This is a genomic window from Dorea sp. D27 (genome assembly GCF_001185345.1).
In the GTDB taxonomy this organism is placed as follows: domain Bacteria; phylum Bacillota; class Clostridia; order Lachnospirales; family Lachnospiraceae; genus Extibacter.
The window spans coordinates 43,094-60,536 of the sequence record NZ_KQ236747.1 but is presented as its reverse complement, the minus strand read 5'-3'; the positions used below and the strand labels follow the sequence as shown (position 1 = coordinate 60,536).

14 protein-coding genes are annotated in these 17,443 nt (G+C 49.2%); 2 read left to right on the top strand and 12 right to left on the bottom strand.

Translation table 11 applies throughout. The features are described from left to right. Nucleotides 1-12: 12 nt before the first annotated feature. The 10 genes from HMPREF0980_RS16070 to HMPREF0980_RS16030 form a co-directional block, all read right to left on the bottom strand. The gene (locus HMPREF0980_RS16070; RefSeq protein ID WP_049730087.1) at nt 13-807 is read right to left on the bottom strand and encodes an SDR family oxidoreductase; all 795 of its coding nucleotides are present in this window, start codon (nt 805-807) and stop codon (nt 13-15) included. Between the two features lie 12 nt (nt 808-819). Then, nucleotides 820-1,944 carry a YkvI family membrane protein gene (locus HMPREF0980_RS16065; RefSeq protein WP_049730086.1) on the bottom strand — a complete coding sequence of 375 codons (1,125 nt, stop codon included), beginning with the start codon at nt 1,942-1,944 and terminating at the stop codon, nt 820-822. A gap of 160 nt (nt 1,945-2,104) precedes the next feature. Then, a complete protein-coding gene (locus HMPREF0980_RS16060; RefSeq protein WP_049730085.1) occupies nt 2,105-3,475 on the bottom strand; it encodes a helix-turn-helix domain-containing protein in 1,371 nt (456 codons plus the stop codon). An 86-nt stretch (nt 3,476-3,561) separates the two neighbouring features. Further along, complete coding sequence (locus tag HMPREF0980_RS16055; protein WP_049730084.1) at nt 3,562-4,239, bottom strand: HD domain-containing protein; 678 nt, start codon at nt 4,237-4,239, stop codon at nt 3,562-3,564. Nucleotides 4,240-4,439: 200 nt separating this feature from the next. Beyond that, nucleotides 4,440-4,655 carry a DUF2461 family protein gene (locus HMPREF0980_RS19830; protein ID WP_330375939.1) on the bottom strand — a complete coding sequence of 72 codons (216 nt, stop codon included), beginning with the start codon at nt 4,653-4,655 and terminating at the stop codon, nt 4,440-4,442. After that, on the bottom strand, nt 4,630-5,124 hold the full coding sequence (locus HMPREF0980_RS16050) for a DUF2461 domain-containing protein (protein ID WP_330375938.1): 495 nt from the start codon (nt 5,122-5,124) through the stop codon (nt 4,630-4,632). The genes HMPREF0980_RS19830 and HMPREF0980_RS16050 overlap by 26 nt, the downstream gene beginning before the upstream one ends. 12 nt (nt 5,125-5,136) lie before the next feature. After that, nucleotides 5,137-5,985 carry an RNA polymerase sigma factor gene (locus HMPREF0980_RS16045; RefSeq protein ID WP_049730083.1) on the bottom strand — a complete coding sequence of 283 codons (849 nt, stop codon included), beginning with the start codon at nt 5,983-5,985 and terminating at the stop codon, nt 5,137-5,139. 61 nt (nt 5,986-6,046) lie between these two features. Next, nucleotides 6,047-7,630, bottom strand: a complete 1,584-nt coding sequence (locus tag HMPREF0980_RS16040) for a hypothetical protein (RefSeq protein ID WP_242847431.1) — start codon at nt 7,628-7,630, stop codon at nt 6,047-6,049. After that, nucleotides 7,599-8,327 (bottom strand): ABC transporter ATP-binding protein, encoded by a 729-nt coding sequence (locus tag HMPREF0980_RS16035; RefSeq protein WP_049730082.1) that lies wholly within the window; start codon nt 8,325-8,327, stop codon nt 7,599-7,601. The genes HMPREF0980_RS16040 and HMPREF0980_RS16035 overlap by 32 nt, the downstream gene beginning before the upstream one ends. Nucleotides 8,328-8,405: 78 nt before the next feature. Continuing rightward, complete coding sequence (locus HMPREF0980_RS16030) at nt 8,406-8,765, bottom strand: YccF domain-containing protein (RefSeq protein ID WP_049730081.1); 360 nt, start codon at nt 8,763-8,765, stop codon at nt 8,406-8,408. Between the two features lie 377 nt (nt 8,766-9,142). Between HMPREF0980_RS16030 and HMPREF0980_RS16025 the strand changes: the two genes are divergently transcribed. Both HMPREF0980_RS16025 and HMPREF0980_RS16020 read left to right on the top strand, forming a co-directional pair. Beyond that, nucleotides 9,143-10,888, top strand: coding sequence for an ABC transporter ATP-binding protein (locus HMPREF0980_RS16025; RefSeq protein WP_049730080.1), 1,746 nt, complete (start codon nt 9,143-9,145; stop codon nt 10,886-10,888). Next, a complete protein-coding gene (locus HMPREF0980_RS16020) occupies nt 10,875-12,647 on the top strand; it encodes an ABC transporter ATP-binding protein (protein WP_049730079.1) in 1,773 nt (590 codons plus the stop codon). Before HMPREF0980_RS16025 ends, HMPREF0980_RS16020 begins: the two co-directional genes overlap by 14 nt. A 42-nt stretch (nt 12,648-12,689) precedes the next feature. On the opposite strand, the gene HMPREF0980_RS16015 is transcribed toward HMPREF0980_RS16020, so the two are convergent. Both HMPREF0980_RS16015 and HMPREF0980_RS16010 read right to left on the bottom strand, forming a co-directional pair. Next, entirely contained in the window at nt 12,690-16,061 is a 3,372-nt protein-coding gene (locus HMPREF0980_RS16015) for a response regulator (protein WP_049730078.1), read from the bottom strand. Continuing rightward, nucleotides 16,061-17,329, bottom strand: coding sequence for an ABC transporter substrate-binding protein (locus HMPREF0980_RS16010; protein ID WP_049730077.1), 1,269 nt, complete (start codon nt 17,327-17,329; stop codon nt 16,061-16,063). The genes HMPREF0980_RS16015 and HMPREF0980_RS16010 overlap by 1 nt, the downstream gene beginning before the upstream one ends. Between the last annotated feature and the right edge of the window lie 114 nt (nt 17,330-17,443).

Below are 17,443 nucleotides of genomic sequence, written 5' to 3'. Positions count from 1 at the left end.
TACACCTCCTGTTTAATTATGTTCAAGACCCGCTTCCGTCTGTATCCCCGGACGGACGCCAAGCCCCATCGTAGCATCAATATTGGCTCCATGCATCAGGGTAGATTCGTCCCGCAGAAGTTCCCCGAGCCAGAACGCAATCTCCGAAGGCTGAATCAGCCTTTTCTTCGCCTGTGCCGCATCAAAGGCCGCCCGCTCCTCAGGCGTCATGCCTTTTAAAGTGCTCGAATAGAACATCGGTGTCTCAATGGCACCCGGGCTGATGCAGAATACGTCGATCGGAGTGTGGGTATTTTCCGCTGCCAGCTGTCTTGCGAGATATGCCACCGCACATTTGCTCATTCCGTCGCTCAAAGTGAATTTTGGAAAACATGCAATCCCGCCCCCTACAGAAGAGATAAATATGAGCTTTGTCTTTTCCGTTTTGGCTTCTATTACCGGCTGGATCTTCTTGTATATCCACAGAGGGCCGAGGGCATTCACGGTCATCATCGCCACATCATTTGCCGCCCTTAGCGGATCCCCCTGCTCAGCGTAGTCTTTCACCGTTCCTGAGCCAAGTGCAGCGTTGAATATCACGCCGTACCACTCATGTTCGGTCAGAAAACCGGCCTTCTCAATCTCTTCCAGCCTGCCCTGATCCAGCTTATAGGCGAATACACGCCCCGGATTCTGCTGCATAAGCTCCTCCGCCTTTCCGGCAGAACGCCGGTAGGTGATATGTACCTCATATCCCTGTTCCAGCAATAATTTTACCGTCTCAAGCCCGACACCCTGTGTTCCTCCTGTTACCAATACTTTTTTCATAATATTCCTCCTTTACATCTTCTTGATAAGAACATCCTCTTCGTCAAAGTCTTCATACTTCTTCTTTTTAATATATTTTGTGTAAATCATTCCTGCAAAGATAACGACACCTGCATATCCGGAAATCGGATAGATGATGCTGATCATCGTAGAGAACGAAAGCTGCCCGCCGAAAATGCTGACGATGGCTGTCACGATAGCCGCAACGCGGTATGCTTTGCTTTTTCCGTCTGATGAGATTTTATTACAGACCGTATACAGCATCGGCACAGCCGTCGTATATATGCCAAGGAGCAGAAGGACCGAAAAGATATGGCCGAATACCGGGCTTATGGATGCCGCCACAAAAAGAGAAGGAATCTCCAGGTTGTAGACATCCGTAATATTTGCCAGCAGGCCGAAGTTGAGAATCATAACGGCGATAAGGAAGGCGCCACCGCCAAACAGGCCGCCCAGAATGGAATTCTTCTTGTTCGTCGCCGTAGATTTCCCTATATCCGCCAGATAAGGCACGACTCCTGTGACCGTGTACGCACCATACATAAGACCGGATAATGCCCAGTTATTAAAATTGGTATTCACCTGCACGGTCTTCAGGTTCTGGTCCGCCTGTGCAATGCCATCCGGGTTGTTTATAATGGATAAGACACCGATGAACATCGTGACGACGAGAAGAACCGGCGCTATGTAGCCTACGATCTTCACTAATTTTTCAAGTCCGAGCAAGACCGTTCCAAGCGAAGCGATAATCATGATGGCACGCCCGATATTGCCATTCACACCATAGTATTCTTCAAACGTAGATCCGGCGCCCGAAATCATCATGGAGTATACGAAAAACAGCATGATCGGTGTGAACCATTCCAGTACAAATCCCAGATACTTGCCAAGATAGAAATTAAACATCTTGCCTGAATTGTTCAGCTTAAGATACCTGCCGTCTTCTACGATCGTGCTCACGAACCACGCATATAGAACGAGTGCGATTGCTCCGGCGCCAACACTTCCTGCCACGCCAAACCCCGTAAAATACTGCATGCATTCCTGTCCCGATGCAAAGCTGGAGCCGATGACAAATCCCATGAACGCCCCGCCTATGGCAATCACCTGTCCAATCCTCACCTTGTTTTCTTCCATATCTGTTCCCCCTTTTCTAATGAGATATCGTATTGCATTGCTGCTATGTCTCCATTATAAAATCCCCCCTGCCTGTTTACACTTGAACAGATGTGAATAAATTGACAAACAGAAAAACGGACTTGAATTCAAGTAATTCAAGTCCGCCTGTCCTATCGTTTTACAGATAACGGAGCACATCTTCCGCCGTAAGCCTGTTGCAGAACGGCTTCCGGAGCATTCTTTCAAAAAACTGCTCGAACGCTCCACGCATCCGCGGATCCATAGATATGTGGTAATTATCGTTTGGCTTCTTTTTAGAATTTTCAATATTCAGGGAATATGTATCTAAAAAGATGGACGGCGCCCTTCTCAGCTCCTCGCTTAGGACGACCGTGTCGCGTATCACATAGAGCCTGACATCCGGATTCTCCGACATGACTTTGCTCAAATGCGTGAGGTGGAGGCGCGTCTGCTCCGGCGTCAGATGATGGCTTACATTTCCGACGCTTATGTTGCCGTTTGTCAGATATTCATTCAGCATAGAAGAATACAGCACGAGATCTATCCTTGCTTTGCATGTACGCTTTGCGAATACATTTTTCAGCTTGACGAGATAGCGTGCGTAGCTCTCGTCTTGCGCATTTCCAATAAATATATCCATGATTTCTTCTGGAAAGAGCATGGCAGGAGGTTCGTTAAAAAACTGCCACTGGCGCCGGTCAGAATAGGAATCGAGCTGGACATTCGTACGCCTCAGGCTTTCCGGCTCAGCCGGATCCAGCAATTTTTCCCCTGTCTCCGTAATCTGCTGGCAGGCAGCGGCAAACCGGCTTATTATCTTATGCTCCATGGAAAAGACAGCAGATATCTCTCCCCCCAGACTCCACAGTACCTGCAGGCAGAGCAGGTCATTGATGACCAGGATAGACGGCTGCTCCGGCTTCCTGCTCACAATAGACATCTCGATATAATCAAAGCTTCCTATCGTATCTGTAATACCGGCTGCATAATAATTATAATCTGACACCAGCTCTTCCGGCTCCAGCGCCAGACTCAGCTCAACCTTCTTCACCCCGGCATCGTTCAGCCCCTTCATCAGGCTTCTGAATTCCTTGCCGTACAGGCGGAAGAGGTCAAACGTTGCAGCAATTCGGATACGCCCGTCATACAAGTCCAGTGCCTGCACGAAGGCGGCCCTTGTCAGCTGAATCAGAGTCTGGCGGCTGTCGGCAAAGGACATCTCGTTGTTATTATAATTCTGAAATATAAGATAGCTCCTGTCACCGGCATAGGCCATTTTCAGCTCTGCCAGGCTTTGCTGCCTCTGTACTTCCCTCTCCGCCTCTTCCGGCAATCTCGAATGGGCGGCGAAGCAGTCCGCCATCTGGCCGATGATCCGCTCAGCATTCCGCTCGGATGGAAGTTTGCTTCCGTTGATCCATTTGCTGATATACGTGGCGTCATAGCTGAGTGCATCTGCCAGCTCGCTTTCCTTTATCCCTGCTTTTTCCATCTGGGAACGAAGTGATTTTCCAAACTGATTCTTCATGTCACACCTCTTTTCTGTAATCATTGTAAATGATTCATCCCTGGGTGACAAGCGGATTACAATAAAACATTACTAAGAAGTCCATGTCAGCATAGTTTATTTCCATTTGCTATCAGCTTGAACTGGCAGCCGAACACTTCTGCTGCCCTTCGGCACATGATCATCCGTTCCATGAATATCTCAAAATAGTCCATCACCGAGCACATAGCATCATCCAGCTCAAGCGTCATGCGGATATTCTTTTTCTCTTTGTCCACATCGAGCACCGATGACAAAGCTGCATAATTTACCCTGTCATGGATATCAAAATTGGCCGTTACCTGATTCTGCACCCGGTTGCGGCGGACGTCTGTCTTATCGGCAAGTATGAGCGCCGCAGAGACGATATCCACCGCAGTTCCCGTGGCTTCGTCATGGTTCCCGATTGCCGTGGTCACAGTGAGCACATCTTTCAGCGGCATCCCCATATCCTTCAGTATGCCGTATGCAAGCACTGCACCTGTATGGGCATGGTCATGCCGGTTTACGCTGTTTCCTATGTCATGCATATACCCGGCCGCCTTGGCAAGATCAATGGCGTGCTTCTTATATCCCAGCTCTTTCAGTATCTTTCCCGCACAATGTGCAACTTTAGCGGCATGTCTCCTGGAATGTTCTGTAAATCCAAGTGCTTTCAGAACAGAATTTCCATTCTCAATCAACAGCTTAATCTCTTCATTATCTCTTATCTCTTTGAATGATATTCCCTTTTTATCTTCTTTCATGTATGCCTTTCATCCTTAATCGTCTTATTACCGTGCCCTTAGCATGGTGGATCGGGCACATGCATCTTTGACATATGATGCCCTCTTCTTTCCCGGATTATTTATCACTCGATAAGTGTAACGTACAAGCCGCAGAACCGATACCATGATACTGGAAAGGTCTTGTAAAAAGCATGTAAAGCTTCACGCCCGCCCGGCTGCTACGGCTGATCCATGAACCGGGAATCTGCCATGGCCTTGTTCATAAAGTCATTTAATGGTCTGATGACGTTACAGATTTCCAGTATGTTATCGATAAACCTCCCGGCATCTGCCAGCAGTCCGTCCGCCAGAGGATATTCTACATACCAGCTTTTATGTTTCAGGTAAGCAGCCTGGGGATGCTCTCTGTCATAACCTGCCGGTACATTTTTCAAGGCAGTCCCTTTCACTTTTAAAAAAGCTCCTGAACGTGCCGTTTTCGACTATCTCTTCCCACTCGTCGCCGTGCGCCGCTATATAGCTGCGCATCATCGCTGTCTCTTCTTTGAATATGTCTGCGAACAGACCGCCCCCCAGAAAGGAGGCTCCCGGCGTAATCATAAGAAAATAACCCACCGGCACCGGCTGCTTTCCGCCTTCTGACAGATGTACGCGAAACGCAGGATTATACGGCGACTTGTCCTTGCTGAAGCGGGTGTCCCTGACAAGCTTGTACGTTAGCTTTTTAGGTTCATGCCGGAGCAGGCCCGGTTCCTCTTTTCCAAGCTCTATCATAAGCGTCTCGACCAGCTTCAGAAATTCTGCATATGCCGCATCGTATTCCGTCTTATGTTCATGATACCACTCCCGGTTATTATTCTCTTTCAATCCTCTAAGATATTCCAATATGATCTGCAGCTCCATACATCCCCCTCCTTATGCCTCTGTAATCGTACGGTATTCTTCTGAATCAAAGAATCCCTGCAGCCACGTCTTTACTTCTCTGCCTCCATGATAGAATGGCATGTCTGAAAAGACAAAGGACAGGTCGTCCACACGTTCCATCGCATTTTTAAATCCATTCATCACCTTATCGTTTCCCTGCCCCATCGCTGAGTATTCCAGGTTATCCGGCCGAAGCCTGTGGCTCGCAATGGCATAATTCACCCGCCTGCCGCAGCTGCACATGCCTCCTTCCAGCCCGCAGTACCTGCCCATGAATTCTGCCATCTTAGACCTTACGCGGGACAGGCGCTTGCGGTATGCCTCAGGGGAGATACCGAGCATGTCCCCTGCGATCCTGCTGTCTACTTTGAACATCGTCCCAAGTATAAAGACACACCTGCTCTCTTTGTCGAGGCACTGGAGCATCACATTCGTGCAGGACATCTTCAGTTCCTCTTCAAGGATTGCCTGCTCTACCCCCTGAGTCAGGTCAGGGATATCTTTTTCTTTTCCTCCTTCGATATCTTCTCCGTAGAACTCAAAGCTGAGAGGATATTTTGAAAACATATGTTTCTTATAATCCTTCAGATAGTTTGACGCGATCCGGAAGACCCACGTAGTGAATCTGCTCTCCCCACGGAAGGATGACAGGTGCGTCATCACTTTGATCAGTATCTCCTGGGTGGCGTCCTCTGCATCTGCAATCGTACCGAGCATCCGCAGCGAAAAGTTGAATACAAGGTCCTGTATCTCTGTAAGTATCTTCTCCACTGCATTTTTGTCGCCTGCCACAGCCCGGCCGACCAGCTGTTCCATTTCATTTTGTAGTTTATCGTCCATATCATCTTACCTCCTGTTATATTAGACTCCAATTCCGCCTTGTTGTGACATAAAAAAGCAACTAATTTCTAAGCCGGAATGTCCTGGATGCAAAGCGGTATACGAGCAGTGAGGCTATGGAGCTGTAAAGTACGCAGAATGCCGTCGCAACTATGCCGAATACAAATGTATCCATACGTAGCTTCATGAACAAAAAGCATACGATGTACGTACCGGACATTATAATCTTGTACGTGGCGCTTTTCATCTCCGTATTGACATTATACGGCTGCAGCAGATAATAGCATGTAAGATAATGAACGGAAAAGAATATGCTGAGCACCAATATGGAAATGAACAATATGACGTAGTTCAGCGGGTTATCCGTGCCGCCTGAAACATAGAGCATCAATGCCAGTCCCGTCCCGATGACGGCCGCGGGGAGCAGGTTGACTTTGATGATTTCCCTGAGCCTGATGCGGAAAAGCTTGAGGATGAACTCCGGCTTTTTATAAAAGGCAAAAGTGAGCATGCTGTGGTCACAGTTCATAAATAATATCTGAGTAAACGATGTTCCTCTGTTGATTGCATACATGATAAATACGAAATATGGCAGAAAGATGAGCAGAAGCCTGTTTACCGCCTCTTTTACATCCGCATCCATCTGCATGGCGGCCAGCAGCACGGCGATGAAGACTGCCGCGATACAGGCTGTCCGACGGGCCGGCCGCCACAGCGCCTTTTTATGCCTGCGGATGAACAGCTCATTAAAGTATTCAAAGCCTTTCTTCCTGCTTGTAATCGCCGTATCCTGGCTAATCATCTTCCGGCTCTGCTCTTCCGTCGTTTTCTTGACAATATCGCTCATTTCTACTGCATTTCTCTTATCCGCCAGGATAAGCTGGTACATCTCCCGGTATTTTCCAAATCCCATCATCTTGTAGAGGCAATACAGTCCGGACACTGCCCCCAGGGCAGCCATGGCCGTAAATGCCCCCATTGGTACCATGATTCCGGCATAGGGAAACCCGTAGGCTGTTACGAGCAGGATTCCGGTCAGGGGCCAGGCAAATTTGGGCGGAAGGTTCTCGTTCATGCATACGCCCTTTTTTTCATATCGGAGCAGAAGCAGCCATGCGGCAGTCATCTTAGCCCCCGTGATAAAGAAAGGAAGCAGCATGCACAGACCAGTATTCAGCCCCCATGCCCTGCCAAAATAAATCGTAAACGGCAGGAATCCTGCAGCCACCTTCAGTGACGAATACAGGTAATTGGACAGGGTGTATTCCCTGGCGTCCATGCGCATAAGAATCATTGCATAATACTTGTCATTCGTAGGATTGAACATATACGTGTTCATAAATGTGCCTATGACCGTCAGGAACAGCAGGATATGCATAGCCGCGCCTCCCACATCTGCTCCTTTATAAAAGCCGGCGGGCAATGCCACGAGCAGTAACAGATATAAATATTTTCCAAGAAAAGCAGAAACGATTTCCCAGGCAGCCGATAGGATATTGGCAAATATTTTCAGTCCCCTGCTGGCATACAAATCATCCGTGAAAAGTCTTTTTATGACAGGCACCTGCTGGATAGAATATATGATCCCGTTTACCCGGTATGTATTTTTCAAATCATACGATATGCGGAATGCTTTCATCATCATCTTCTTCCTCCTTAAGCGCTCGGATTATTTTGTCCTTGAATTCGCTGTTGTCCAGATTGTACTTATCCACAACTTCCAGTTCTCCATGATTCAATATGACTATCTCATCGCACAAATCCAGCGCAAGTTCCATGATATGCGTGGAAAAGATGATGATACGGTCAGACTTGAGCCCCCGGAGCAGTTCTTTCATCTCTTCAGCGACCACTACATCAAGGGAAGTCAGCGGCTCATCGAGCAGCAGTACCGGCGGTCTCGCGATGATATTTACCAGCATCTGCATCTTATTCTTCATTCCGTGGGAATAGTCCTTCAGCAGCCGGTCCCGGTCTTCTCGTTCTATGTTCATCATATCAAAATATTCGTCTATCGGCCTTAAGTCGTTAATCGACTTTTCGTTTATTTCAATGAAGAATTTGATAAACTCACGGCCTGTAAGGAAAGCCGGCACGGTCGGCGTAGACAGGACGTAACCGATATCCTCCGGCTTTATCTCCTCTTTCTTCCCGTCATCCAGGAAAAAGCTCCCGCTGTCTGACTTGATATCCTTGTTGACGCAGTTGAACAGCGTCGTCTTTCCTGCCCCATTCCTGCCGAGGAGTCCATATATCTTGCCGCTGTCAAACGAAAATGAGATATCCTTTAGCACCTTCTTTGCCCCAAAGCTTTTTGTCAGATTTTCGATAATAAATTCCATCTATTTCTCCTTTTGATTTCTGCAGACATCCGTCTGCTATGTGCGTCTTCTTAATTGCTTGATTCCAAATAACCTTCGTTACGATACTTCTGCGCCAAACGGCATAAGTGCCAGCTGTGCCAGCTTAAAATGCTGCATGCCGAACGGTATGCCGATGACAGTGATACAGAGCAGTACGCCAAATGCCGCGTGCTCAAGTGCCAGGGGAACCCCCGAGACGATGAGCCAGATTATGTTAAGCAATAGAGAGCCTGCTCCTCCACCGTATCTGACTTCCTTGCCAAATGGAAAGAAACTCAGCGATGCGAATTTGAAGCACTGCATTCCTACCGGTATACCTACGATAGTGATACACCAGAGCAGACCTGCAAGACACCAGCTCAGGCCGCTGAATACTCCTCCAAACACAAACCATAACACATTTCCAAGACATCCCATATCTTTCACCTCCTTCTATTCGGATACAATGTCCACGACAGGTACTAAATATTGTGTGAACTAAAAAAGACCTCTATCATGACATTGACATCCTTGACATCTGCCACAATAAAAGTCTCGCTATCTCATTTGATACGGATACCTTCCGGTATCGGCTGACGATTTCAAACCCGCCTGACCCAGGCGTTCAGCTACTCCCTTTCAATTGCTTGAATAGAATATAGCACCTTAGCATCTACTTGTCAATATGTATAATGCAATTGGGTACACCACAAAGTTCAATTTGGGACGTGATTCTTTTGAAAAATGTTACGTTCCAAATTGCTTTTTCCCCCTCCACCGCTTATACTTATCTTTGTAAAGGAGAGACTAGCATTATGAGAAGATTACTGAATTATCTGAAGAAGCATCCTGTGGTGACGGTTCTTGCGCCGCTTTTTAAAATGCTGGAAGCCAGCTTCGAGCTTTTTGTTCCTCTGGTAGTGGCCAGGATGATTGATATTGGAATTGGTCGGCAGAGGTCTGGCTATCTCTGGCAGATGGGGGGGATTCTCATCCTGCTTGGCATTGTCGGTTTTGGCTTTTCTGTCACCGCACAGTTTTTTGCGGCCAAATCTGCGGTGTCGGCGGGCATGGCTATGCGCAATGACTTGTTCGCCCACATCAACACGTTATCGTATAAGGAAATCGACACCATCGGCACTTCTACATTGATCAACCGTATGACCAATGACATCAACCAGGTCCAGAATGGGATAAATATGTTCCTGCGCCTGTTCCTGCGCTCACCTTTCGTCGTGTTCGGCGCCATGATCATGGCTTTTACCGTGGACGTTAAAGCAGCGCTCCCCTTTGCGGCAGCAATACCGCTTCTGCTTGTCGTCGTCTTTGCGATACTGCTTGTCAGCATGCCCCTCTACCGGAAGGTACAGAAGCAGGTAGACAAGGTGCTGCTGAGCACGCGGGAGAATCTTCTCGGTATCAGGGTCGTGAGGGCCTTTAACCATCAGGACAGCGAGATGGAACACTTCCGTAAGGAGAGTGGTAATCTTTTTCAAAAACAGATTCATGTAGGGAAGATATCTGCCCTGCTGAATCCGCTCACATATGTAATCATCAATCTAGGCATCATCGCTATCCTCTGGACAGGCGGCAGGCAAGTCTACATTGGCGGGCTCACCCAGGGACAGGTGATTGCCCTGATCAATTATATGTCACAGATTCTGGCAGAGCTTATCAAGCTCGCTAACCTTATCATCCTTCTGTCCAAATCTATGGCCAGCCTGAACCGTGTGAACCAGATCTTCGATATGCACTCTTCCATTGATACTACAGGCAGGCCACTGCAGGCAGGAACGGAGGGCACTCCTGCGGTCCAGTTCAAAGATGTCTCCTTCAGCTACGCAGGTACCGGCAAAGAGACGCTGAGCGGTCTGAACTTTACGGCTATGCCGGGACAGACGATAGGTATCATCGGCGGCACTGGCTCCGGAAAAACAAGCCTTATTAGCCTCATTCCCCGTTTTTACGATGTAACCAAAGGCAAGGTGTTCATCAACGGACAGGACGTAAAGACATTAGAACCATATTCCATCCGGAGCCGCATCGGCCTTGTGCCCCAAAAAGCACAGCTTTTCAAAGGGACACTCCGGGAAAATATACAATGGGGCGAGCCAGATGCCACAGAACAGGATATCTACCAGGCGCTCGACACCGCACAGGCCAGAGAGTTCGTGGACGCCAGGAAGAAAGGCCTGGAGCTTATGATAGAGCAGGATGGCGGAAATCTGTCCGGGGGCCAGAAGCAGCGGCTGACCATCGCCCGGGCACTCGTGCGCAGGCCGGAAATCCTCATTCTGGATGACAGCGCATCCGCGCTCGACTTCGCCACAGACGCGAAGCTCCGGAAAGCCATCCGGCAGGACACGAGGCAGATGACCGTCTTCCTCGTATCCCAGCGCGTATCTGCCATCCAGAACGCAGACAAGATCATCGTCCTCGATGATGGACGCATTGCCGGAACCGGAACACACGAGGCATTGCTCACGTCATGTGCTGTTTATAAGGAAATATATGAATCACAGACATCCAGGCAGGAGGTGGCTCATCATGCAGAAGCATAAGAACAGACAGGATAATAAAACGGACAGACATGCAGTGCTGAGGCGCATCCTTGCGTGCATAAGGCCATACCGCGCGCTTGTCGTCCTTTCCCTGCTGCTGTCAGTCGCCACCGTAGTACTGACACTGTACATCCCAATCCTGACCGGTCATGGTGTGGACAAGATAATAGGAAAAGAAAATGTAAACTTCCGCGGACTTGTGTCCATCATCATAACGATACTCATATGCATCGCTGTCACGGCGGTATGCCAGTGGTTCATGAACCATATCAACAACAAGATTACCTATCGGATCGTAAAGGACCTCCGCGTCCGCGCCTTCAGCCACCTCCAGGTACTGCCCCTCTCCTACGTGGACAGTCATCCTTCCGGAGATCTGATCAGCCGCGTCATCACGGACATTGACCAGTTCTCCGACGGTCTGCTGCTTGGGTTTACGCAGTTGTTTACCGGTGTCATCACCATACTTGGCACGATAATCTTTATGCTGAGCATCAATCCCTACATCACGCTCGTAGTGGTCGTTTTAAGCCCGCTGTCTTTTCTCGTTGCAAACTTCATATCCAAGCGTACATTCACCATGTTTAAGATGCAGTCCGAGGCGAGGGGAGAGCTGACAGGCTACACGAACGAAATGCTTGGCGGCATCAAAGTCGTGCAGGCATTCGGCCATCAGGCGGAGGCACAGGAAACATTCGAGGAAATCAATGAAAGGCTGTCAGGGTATTCTCTGCGCGCAACATTCTTCTCCTCTATCACCAACCCTGCCACCAGGTTCATGTACTCCGCCATATATGCCGGGGTGGCGATTGCCGGATGCTTTGCAGTTATCGGTGGAATGCTGACGGTCGGCCAGCTCTCCAGCTTCCTGAGCTACACGAACCAGTACACGAAGCCCTTCAACGATATCACAGGCGTCATAACAGAATTTCAGAACTCACTGGCATCTGCGGCCCGTGTATTTGAGCTAATCGACCAGCCTTCCATCCCGGAAGACAACGCCAGTGCAGTAGAGCTTGCAGATCCAAAGGGGCAGGTCACCCTGCAGGATGTCAGTTTTTCTTACGTGCGTGACACTCCGTTGATTGAGCATTTGAATCTGGACGCACGCCCCGGCCACCGGATTGCCATCGTCGGGCCCACCGGATGCGGGAAGACGACGCTCATCAATCTGCTCATGCGCTTTTATGAGGCCGATGCCGGCGCCATCAACATAGACGGAGAAAATATCTGTAATATAACGACCCATTCCCTGCGGGCGGCTTATGGCATGGTCCTGCAGGAAACATGGCTGAAAGCGGCTTCTATCCGGGACAATATCGCCTACGGAAGACCGGACGCCTCAGAAGAAGAGATTGTCCGGGCCGCCAAAGAGGCCCACGCGCACAGCTTTATCATGCGGATGCCCGAGGCCTATGATACGGTTATCGCAGAAGGGGGAAGCAACCTTTCCCAAGGGCAAAAGCAGCTGCTGTGCATCGCCCGGGTCATGCTCTGCCTGCCCCCAATGCTCATACTGGACGAGGCGACCTCATCTATCGATACCATGACAGAAATCCGTATTCAGAAAGCTTTCGAGAAAATGATGAAAGGCCGCACGAGCTTTGTCGTTGCCCACCGCCTGTCTACGATAAAAAACGCTGATATGATTCTTGTGATGGAAAAAGGGCATATCATTGAACAGGGAAGCCACGATGAACTATTGAAAAAAGGCGGGTTCTACGCCCGCCTGTACAATAGCCAATTCTCACCTGTATAAATGCTCACCCTGTCCGGGCAAAGCGCATCGGCTTTGCCTGGATTACTTTTCCTCTGCCCCCTGTTCTCCCTGTGATAAATATGTATATAGCATCTGTTTTAACGTCCTTACATCTATAGGCTTAGAAAAATGCGCATTCATCCCCGCCCTCAGCGCCATACGCACATCCTCGTCAAACGCATTCGCCGTCATAGCGATGACAGGCATCTCACGGACATCACTCCGGCCAAGAGAACGGATATTTCTTGTCGCCTCATATCCGTCCATCTCTGGCATCTGAATGTCCATCAAGATAAGATCATAATAGCCTTCTTCCGATTCAGCCACCTTCATCACCGCTTCTTTTCCGTCACACGCTTCATCGATCTGCACGCCAAACTCACCTATCAATTCCCTGGCTATCTCCCGGTTCATCTCATTGTCCTCCACAAGGAGCAGATGTTTGCGGGAATAGTCCGGCATGCCGCCAGTCTGCTTTTCTTCCCTGTCCTGTTCACTTCCTCCGCTCAGCGTCTCCAGCAGCTCAGACAGCTTGGAGCGATAGCACGGGCGGAATAAAACGAGTGATACTCCGGCCTCAATAGCTCTGCTCTCCACCTCTTCTGAATGTTGCGTCCGAAGTGCAAGTATTGGTATGTCAGGTCCAGCCGTTTCCCGCATCTTCCTTACGGCCTCGGTTCTGTTTTCAGACGGCGTTTCCCACCCAAACATTATAAGACGCAGATTACCTGCCGCCAGCTCTTCCGGGCTGCTGCATGCCTGGGCTATTGTATCGGCATTTCTATACTGTACGTCAAGCCCCAGCTCACCGAATATCTTCGCCGCATTCCTGCAGCTGTTTTTCTCATCATCAATAATGAGGCACCGTGCACCGCTCCAGCCCTCAGGACCTTCCTTATGCTGGCCTTCCTGGAGCCTTAACGGAAGCGTCACCGTAAATACGGACCCTTTTCCTGGCACACTCTCTACTTGAATGTCACCGCTCATCAAATCTATTACGTTCTTAGTGATTGCCATGCCGAGTCCGGTGCCAACTACTCTGCTGCTCGTAGAATCCTTCGCTCTCTCGAAGGGGAGGAACAGCTTTTCAAGAAATTCTTCCGTCATGCCTATCCCGGTATCCGCATACCGGAATATAAAGCTCTGGTAGCCTTTCCTGCTGCTTTTCTCCTGGCTTATGTCAACCTCTACGCTACCACCTTCCGGCGTATACTTTACAGCATTGCTCAGAATATTGACCCCTACCTGGCGCAGGCGCAGGGCATCTCCCTCCACCTTCTCATCTTTCAGTCCGTAAAAGTGGACATCAATATGGATCTTCTTCTCCTCCGCTTGTGGACGGACAAGCTCTACCGTCTCCATCACGCTCTCCGCAAGGTTAAACGGTTCATTTGTAAGAGACAGCTTCCCGCTCTCAATCCTGGACATATCCAGCACGTCATTGATAAGGCTTAACAGATGGCTTCCGGAACGGTTGATTTTGTTCAGACAGTCCCGCACCCGTTCTCTCTCATCCAGATGGGCCTCCGCAACAGCAGTCATACCGACGATCGCATTCATCGGCGTACGTATATCATGGCTCATATTAGACAGGAAACGGCTCTTTGCCTCGCTGGCGTCCCGGGCATTGTCCAACGCAGTCTGCAGCGCCTGGCGCTGCTGTTCTTCCTCATAGCGCTGCTCATCAACGCGGCGGGAGATGAGGATTGCCAGCTTATCTTCAGAATATGGATTATCTACATAGATTATCTGTGTTGACGTCCAGTGGTAGTTAGAATCCATGAGCTTTTGCCGCATTTCCAAAAATACTTCCTGCTTCTGCTGTCCCAATATCCTCTCGATTCTTTCCGGTGCGAAGCGGTGCCTGTACTCCTTCACATTATCCGGGTGCACGGTAGATACCATATTAGAAAACAGCTCGCTGTACGTCTTTTCCTCCCCAAGATGGAGCAGAAGCCCCGGCTTTACATAGATAAAGCTGACAAGATCCCTCGTAAGATTGACACTGACGATCACAGGGTACGCATTGGATATTGCCCCGACAAGCGTCACCCTCTCCTGCAGCTGCTCTCGCTCCGCCTCCACCTCTTTCTGCTTTTCAACAGTAATGTCGTGGAATGCAGCGATAAGAACAGGGTTGCCGTCCTCGTCCAGCGTCTTTTCCACAATACCGGACGTCCATATATAGTCCCCATCTGCCTTCTTCATCCGGTTTTCAAAAGTATGCTTCTCATCGCTGACTACCGTATCCGATATCAGCTGATGAACAGACCCACGCTCTTCCTGATGGAACATATCTTCAAACTGTCCGTCCTTCAGCACATCTTCCAGCGCGCCGGCCGGATACGAAAGAAGGCTCATACCTTCCTCATTCAGCTGGATAAGTCTGTACGGAGGCTGCGCCGATATGAGGGCAATCCCCTCCGGGATGGCATTGTAGAGATGGCTGATATATTCAGCCTGGTTCCTGAGCTTTCTGTTGGTCCTGTTCGCATATTTAAAATACAATAAAGCGAGCAGCAGTATGCCGATAATGATACTCGCGATAAGAACCATGGAACGCAAAATGATATCATTTGTCTGGGCGTTCACCACCTTTTCAGGAATGATAGAGACAAGGTACCAGTCTGTCTCAAGCTTTAACGGCGTATAGCAGAATACCGTGTCCTCCCCTTTATAGTCGAATACCGCCCACCCGGTACTTGAGCCTTCCAGTGAACGCGCAAATTCCTCTACGCTGGATTCATCATTGTCAGAACCTTCCAGCATATCGAACAAATTCTTGACCGTCTTATTGCTGTTGTGATGGGGCGAACGTATGAGCACATCTCCCTTGGCATCCACGACGTAAGAAAAACCGGCATCATTATAAAAGGAAAGGGTAAAACTATCCACGATGCCCTCTACTTCATATTCCTTCACAATATAGCCTTCCGTCCCATCCGCCAGTGTTACTTTTACGAAGACATCAAACACATTCATCCCTGTAACGCTGCTTATGTGGGGATTGATGATCCCTTCTTCTCCGCCTGACGACCACAGCACTCCCTCTGCCTGGGTATCCGCAGGCGTATCTCCCAGGACACCAGCCCCATCCTCCAGATATATGCTGACTCCGCCTTCTATTTCACTGAAATTCTGTACCGCACCCTCTATTTCTCCGGCCTGCCCGAGCGAATAGCTTTCAATTTGCTCTGCCACGCTTCGGATAGAATTGATATCATCCTGAAGCTGTACCTTAAGCGTCGTGCAGCCCTGCCGGGTGCTCTCCATGATAGTATCCACGGATTGTTCCCACAGCTGCTGCTTCACGGCCTGGATAAAGAAAAAAGTCAGAACACAAAGAACTGCCCCGACGCCTGCTGCCGCCAGAGCTACCTTGTTCTTTGTACTTCTGTTTCCCTTTGTCTCCATCACTCTGATATACTCCCTTCCTGTCCATCCATCCAGTCCATAACCGTATCAAGCGTTTCGCCGGAAAGCAGCTTCACAGACGCCTGCGCCGTCAGATTCCAGATTGGCATGTCCAGTTTGGCATCAGCGCCTATGACCGTTCTTCCGGACTGGTAACACGGAACGAGTGGCTGTATCTCTTCCACGGAGGATGGGCTTCCTTTCTTGAGCGGGCTGAAAGACGCCTGCTGATCCGCAAACTTCTGAATATTTCCCGCTTCCGTAAAGTATTCCACAAATCTCACTGCCTCATCTAAATGTTCACTGTCTGCATTTACGCTTAACCGGGTATCTGGGTTGATAACAATAAGCGAACCATCATCAAGAACAGGGTACGAAGCTACCTGGAACGAAAATTCCGGCTCCATCTTCTCGACCCTTCCCGCCGCCCATGCACCTGTCAGCATAAAAGGGGATTCCCCTTTCACAAACTGCTCCAAATCGTCAGATGTTTTTTCTGTGCCCAAGGCTGCCTGTGCATCTATATATCCCTTCTGTACGAATTCTTCCACCAGAGAAAAGCCGGAGGACAGATAAGTGCTTATCTTATCTTCTCCTCTGTTCAGACTTGAAAACACCTCATTCTGCCGCCCGTCCTGATAGATATCATAAAATCCCCGCCCGATAGCGAGCGTCTTCAGAGAGATATCGTTATTCGCGATTATAGGGGTTATGCCCTGTCCCTTAAAGTAATCAAGAACCTGCCTCCACTCGTGCAGATTCTCGGGCACCTTCTGCCCGTTCTCTTCCAGCAGATCCATATTGCAGTACAGGCCAAACACGGACACCGTCGTTGGAACCCAATATATCTTTCCGTCTTCATCCATCTGATCCAGCATACGGTCCGTATATCCTGACAGCGTCCGCAAACCTGACAGATCCGCAAGCTTTTTCTCCTCCGACAGCTCCAGTACGGCGTCGTGGTTTACCATAAAGACATCATCGCCTTTTCCGGCAGCCATCCTCTTTCCCAGCGCTTCAAAGTAATCATTCCCTTTAAGGCTCTCATACGACACCCGTATATCCGGATTCTCCTTCATAAATTCCGAAATGATCTCTTCAATGACAGTGACATTCTCTGGCTCATATTTATTGCCAAAAAACGTGATATCGATGATATCTCCGCTTTCCTTTTCATAGTTTACAACTTTGTTCTTCTTACTGCACCCGCTTATGATGAGTCCGCAAGACAAAAGAAACACACATATCCCGATAACTCTTCTTCTCATGTAGTATCCTCCACGGCCACTGCGCCAGATTACCCTGGAGCCCGCACCCGGTTGTTCCGGCGGCCCATATATATTTGCATAAATTATACCATAAAGACGGCTATTAATCCATTT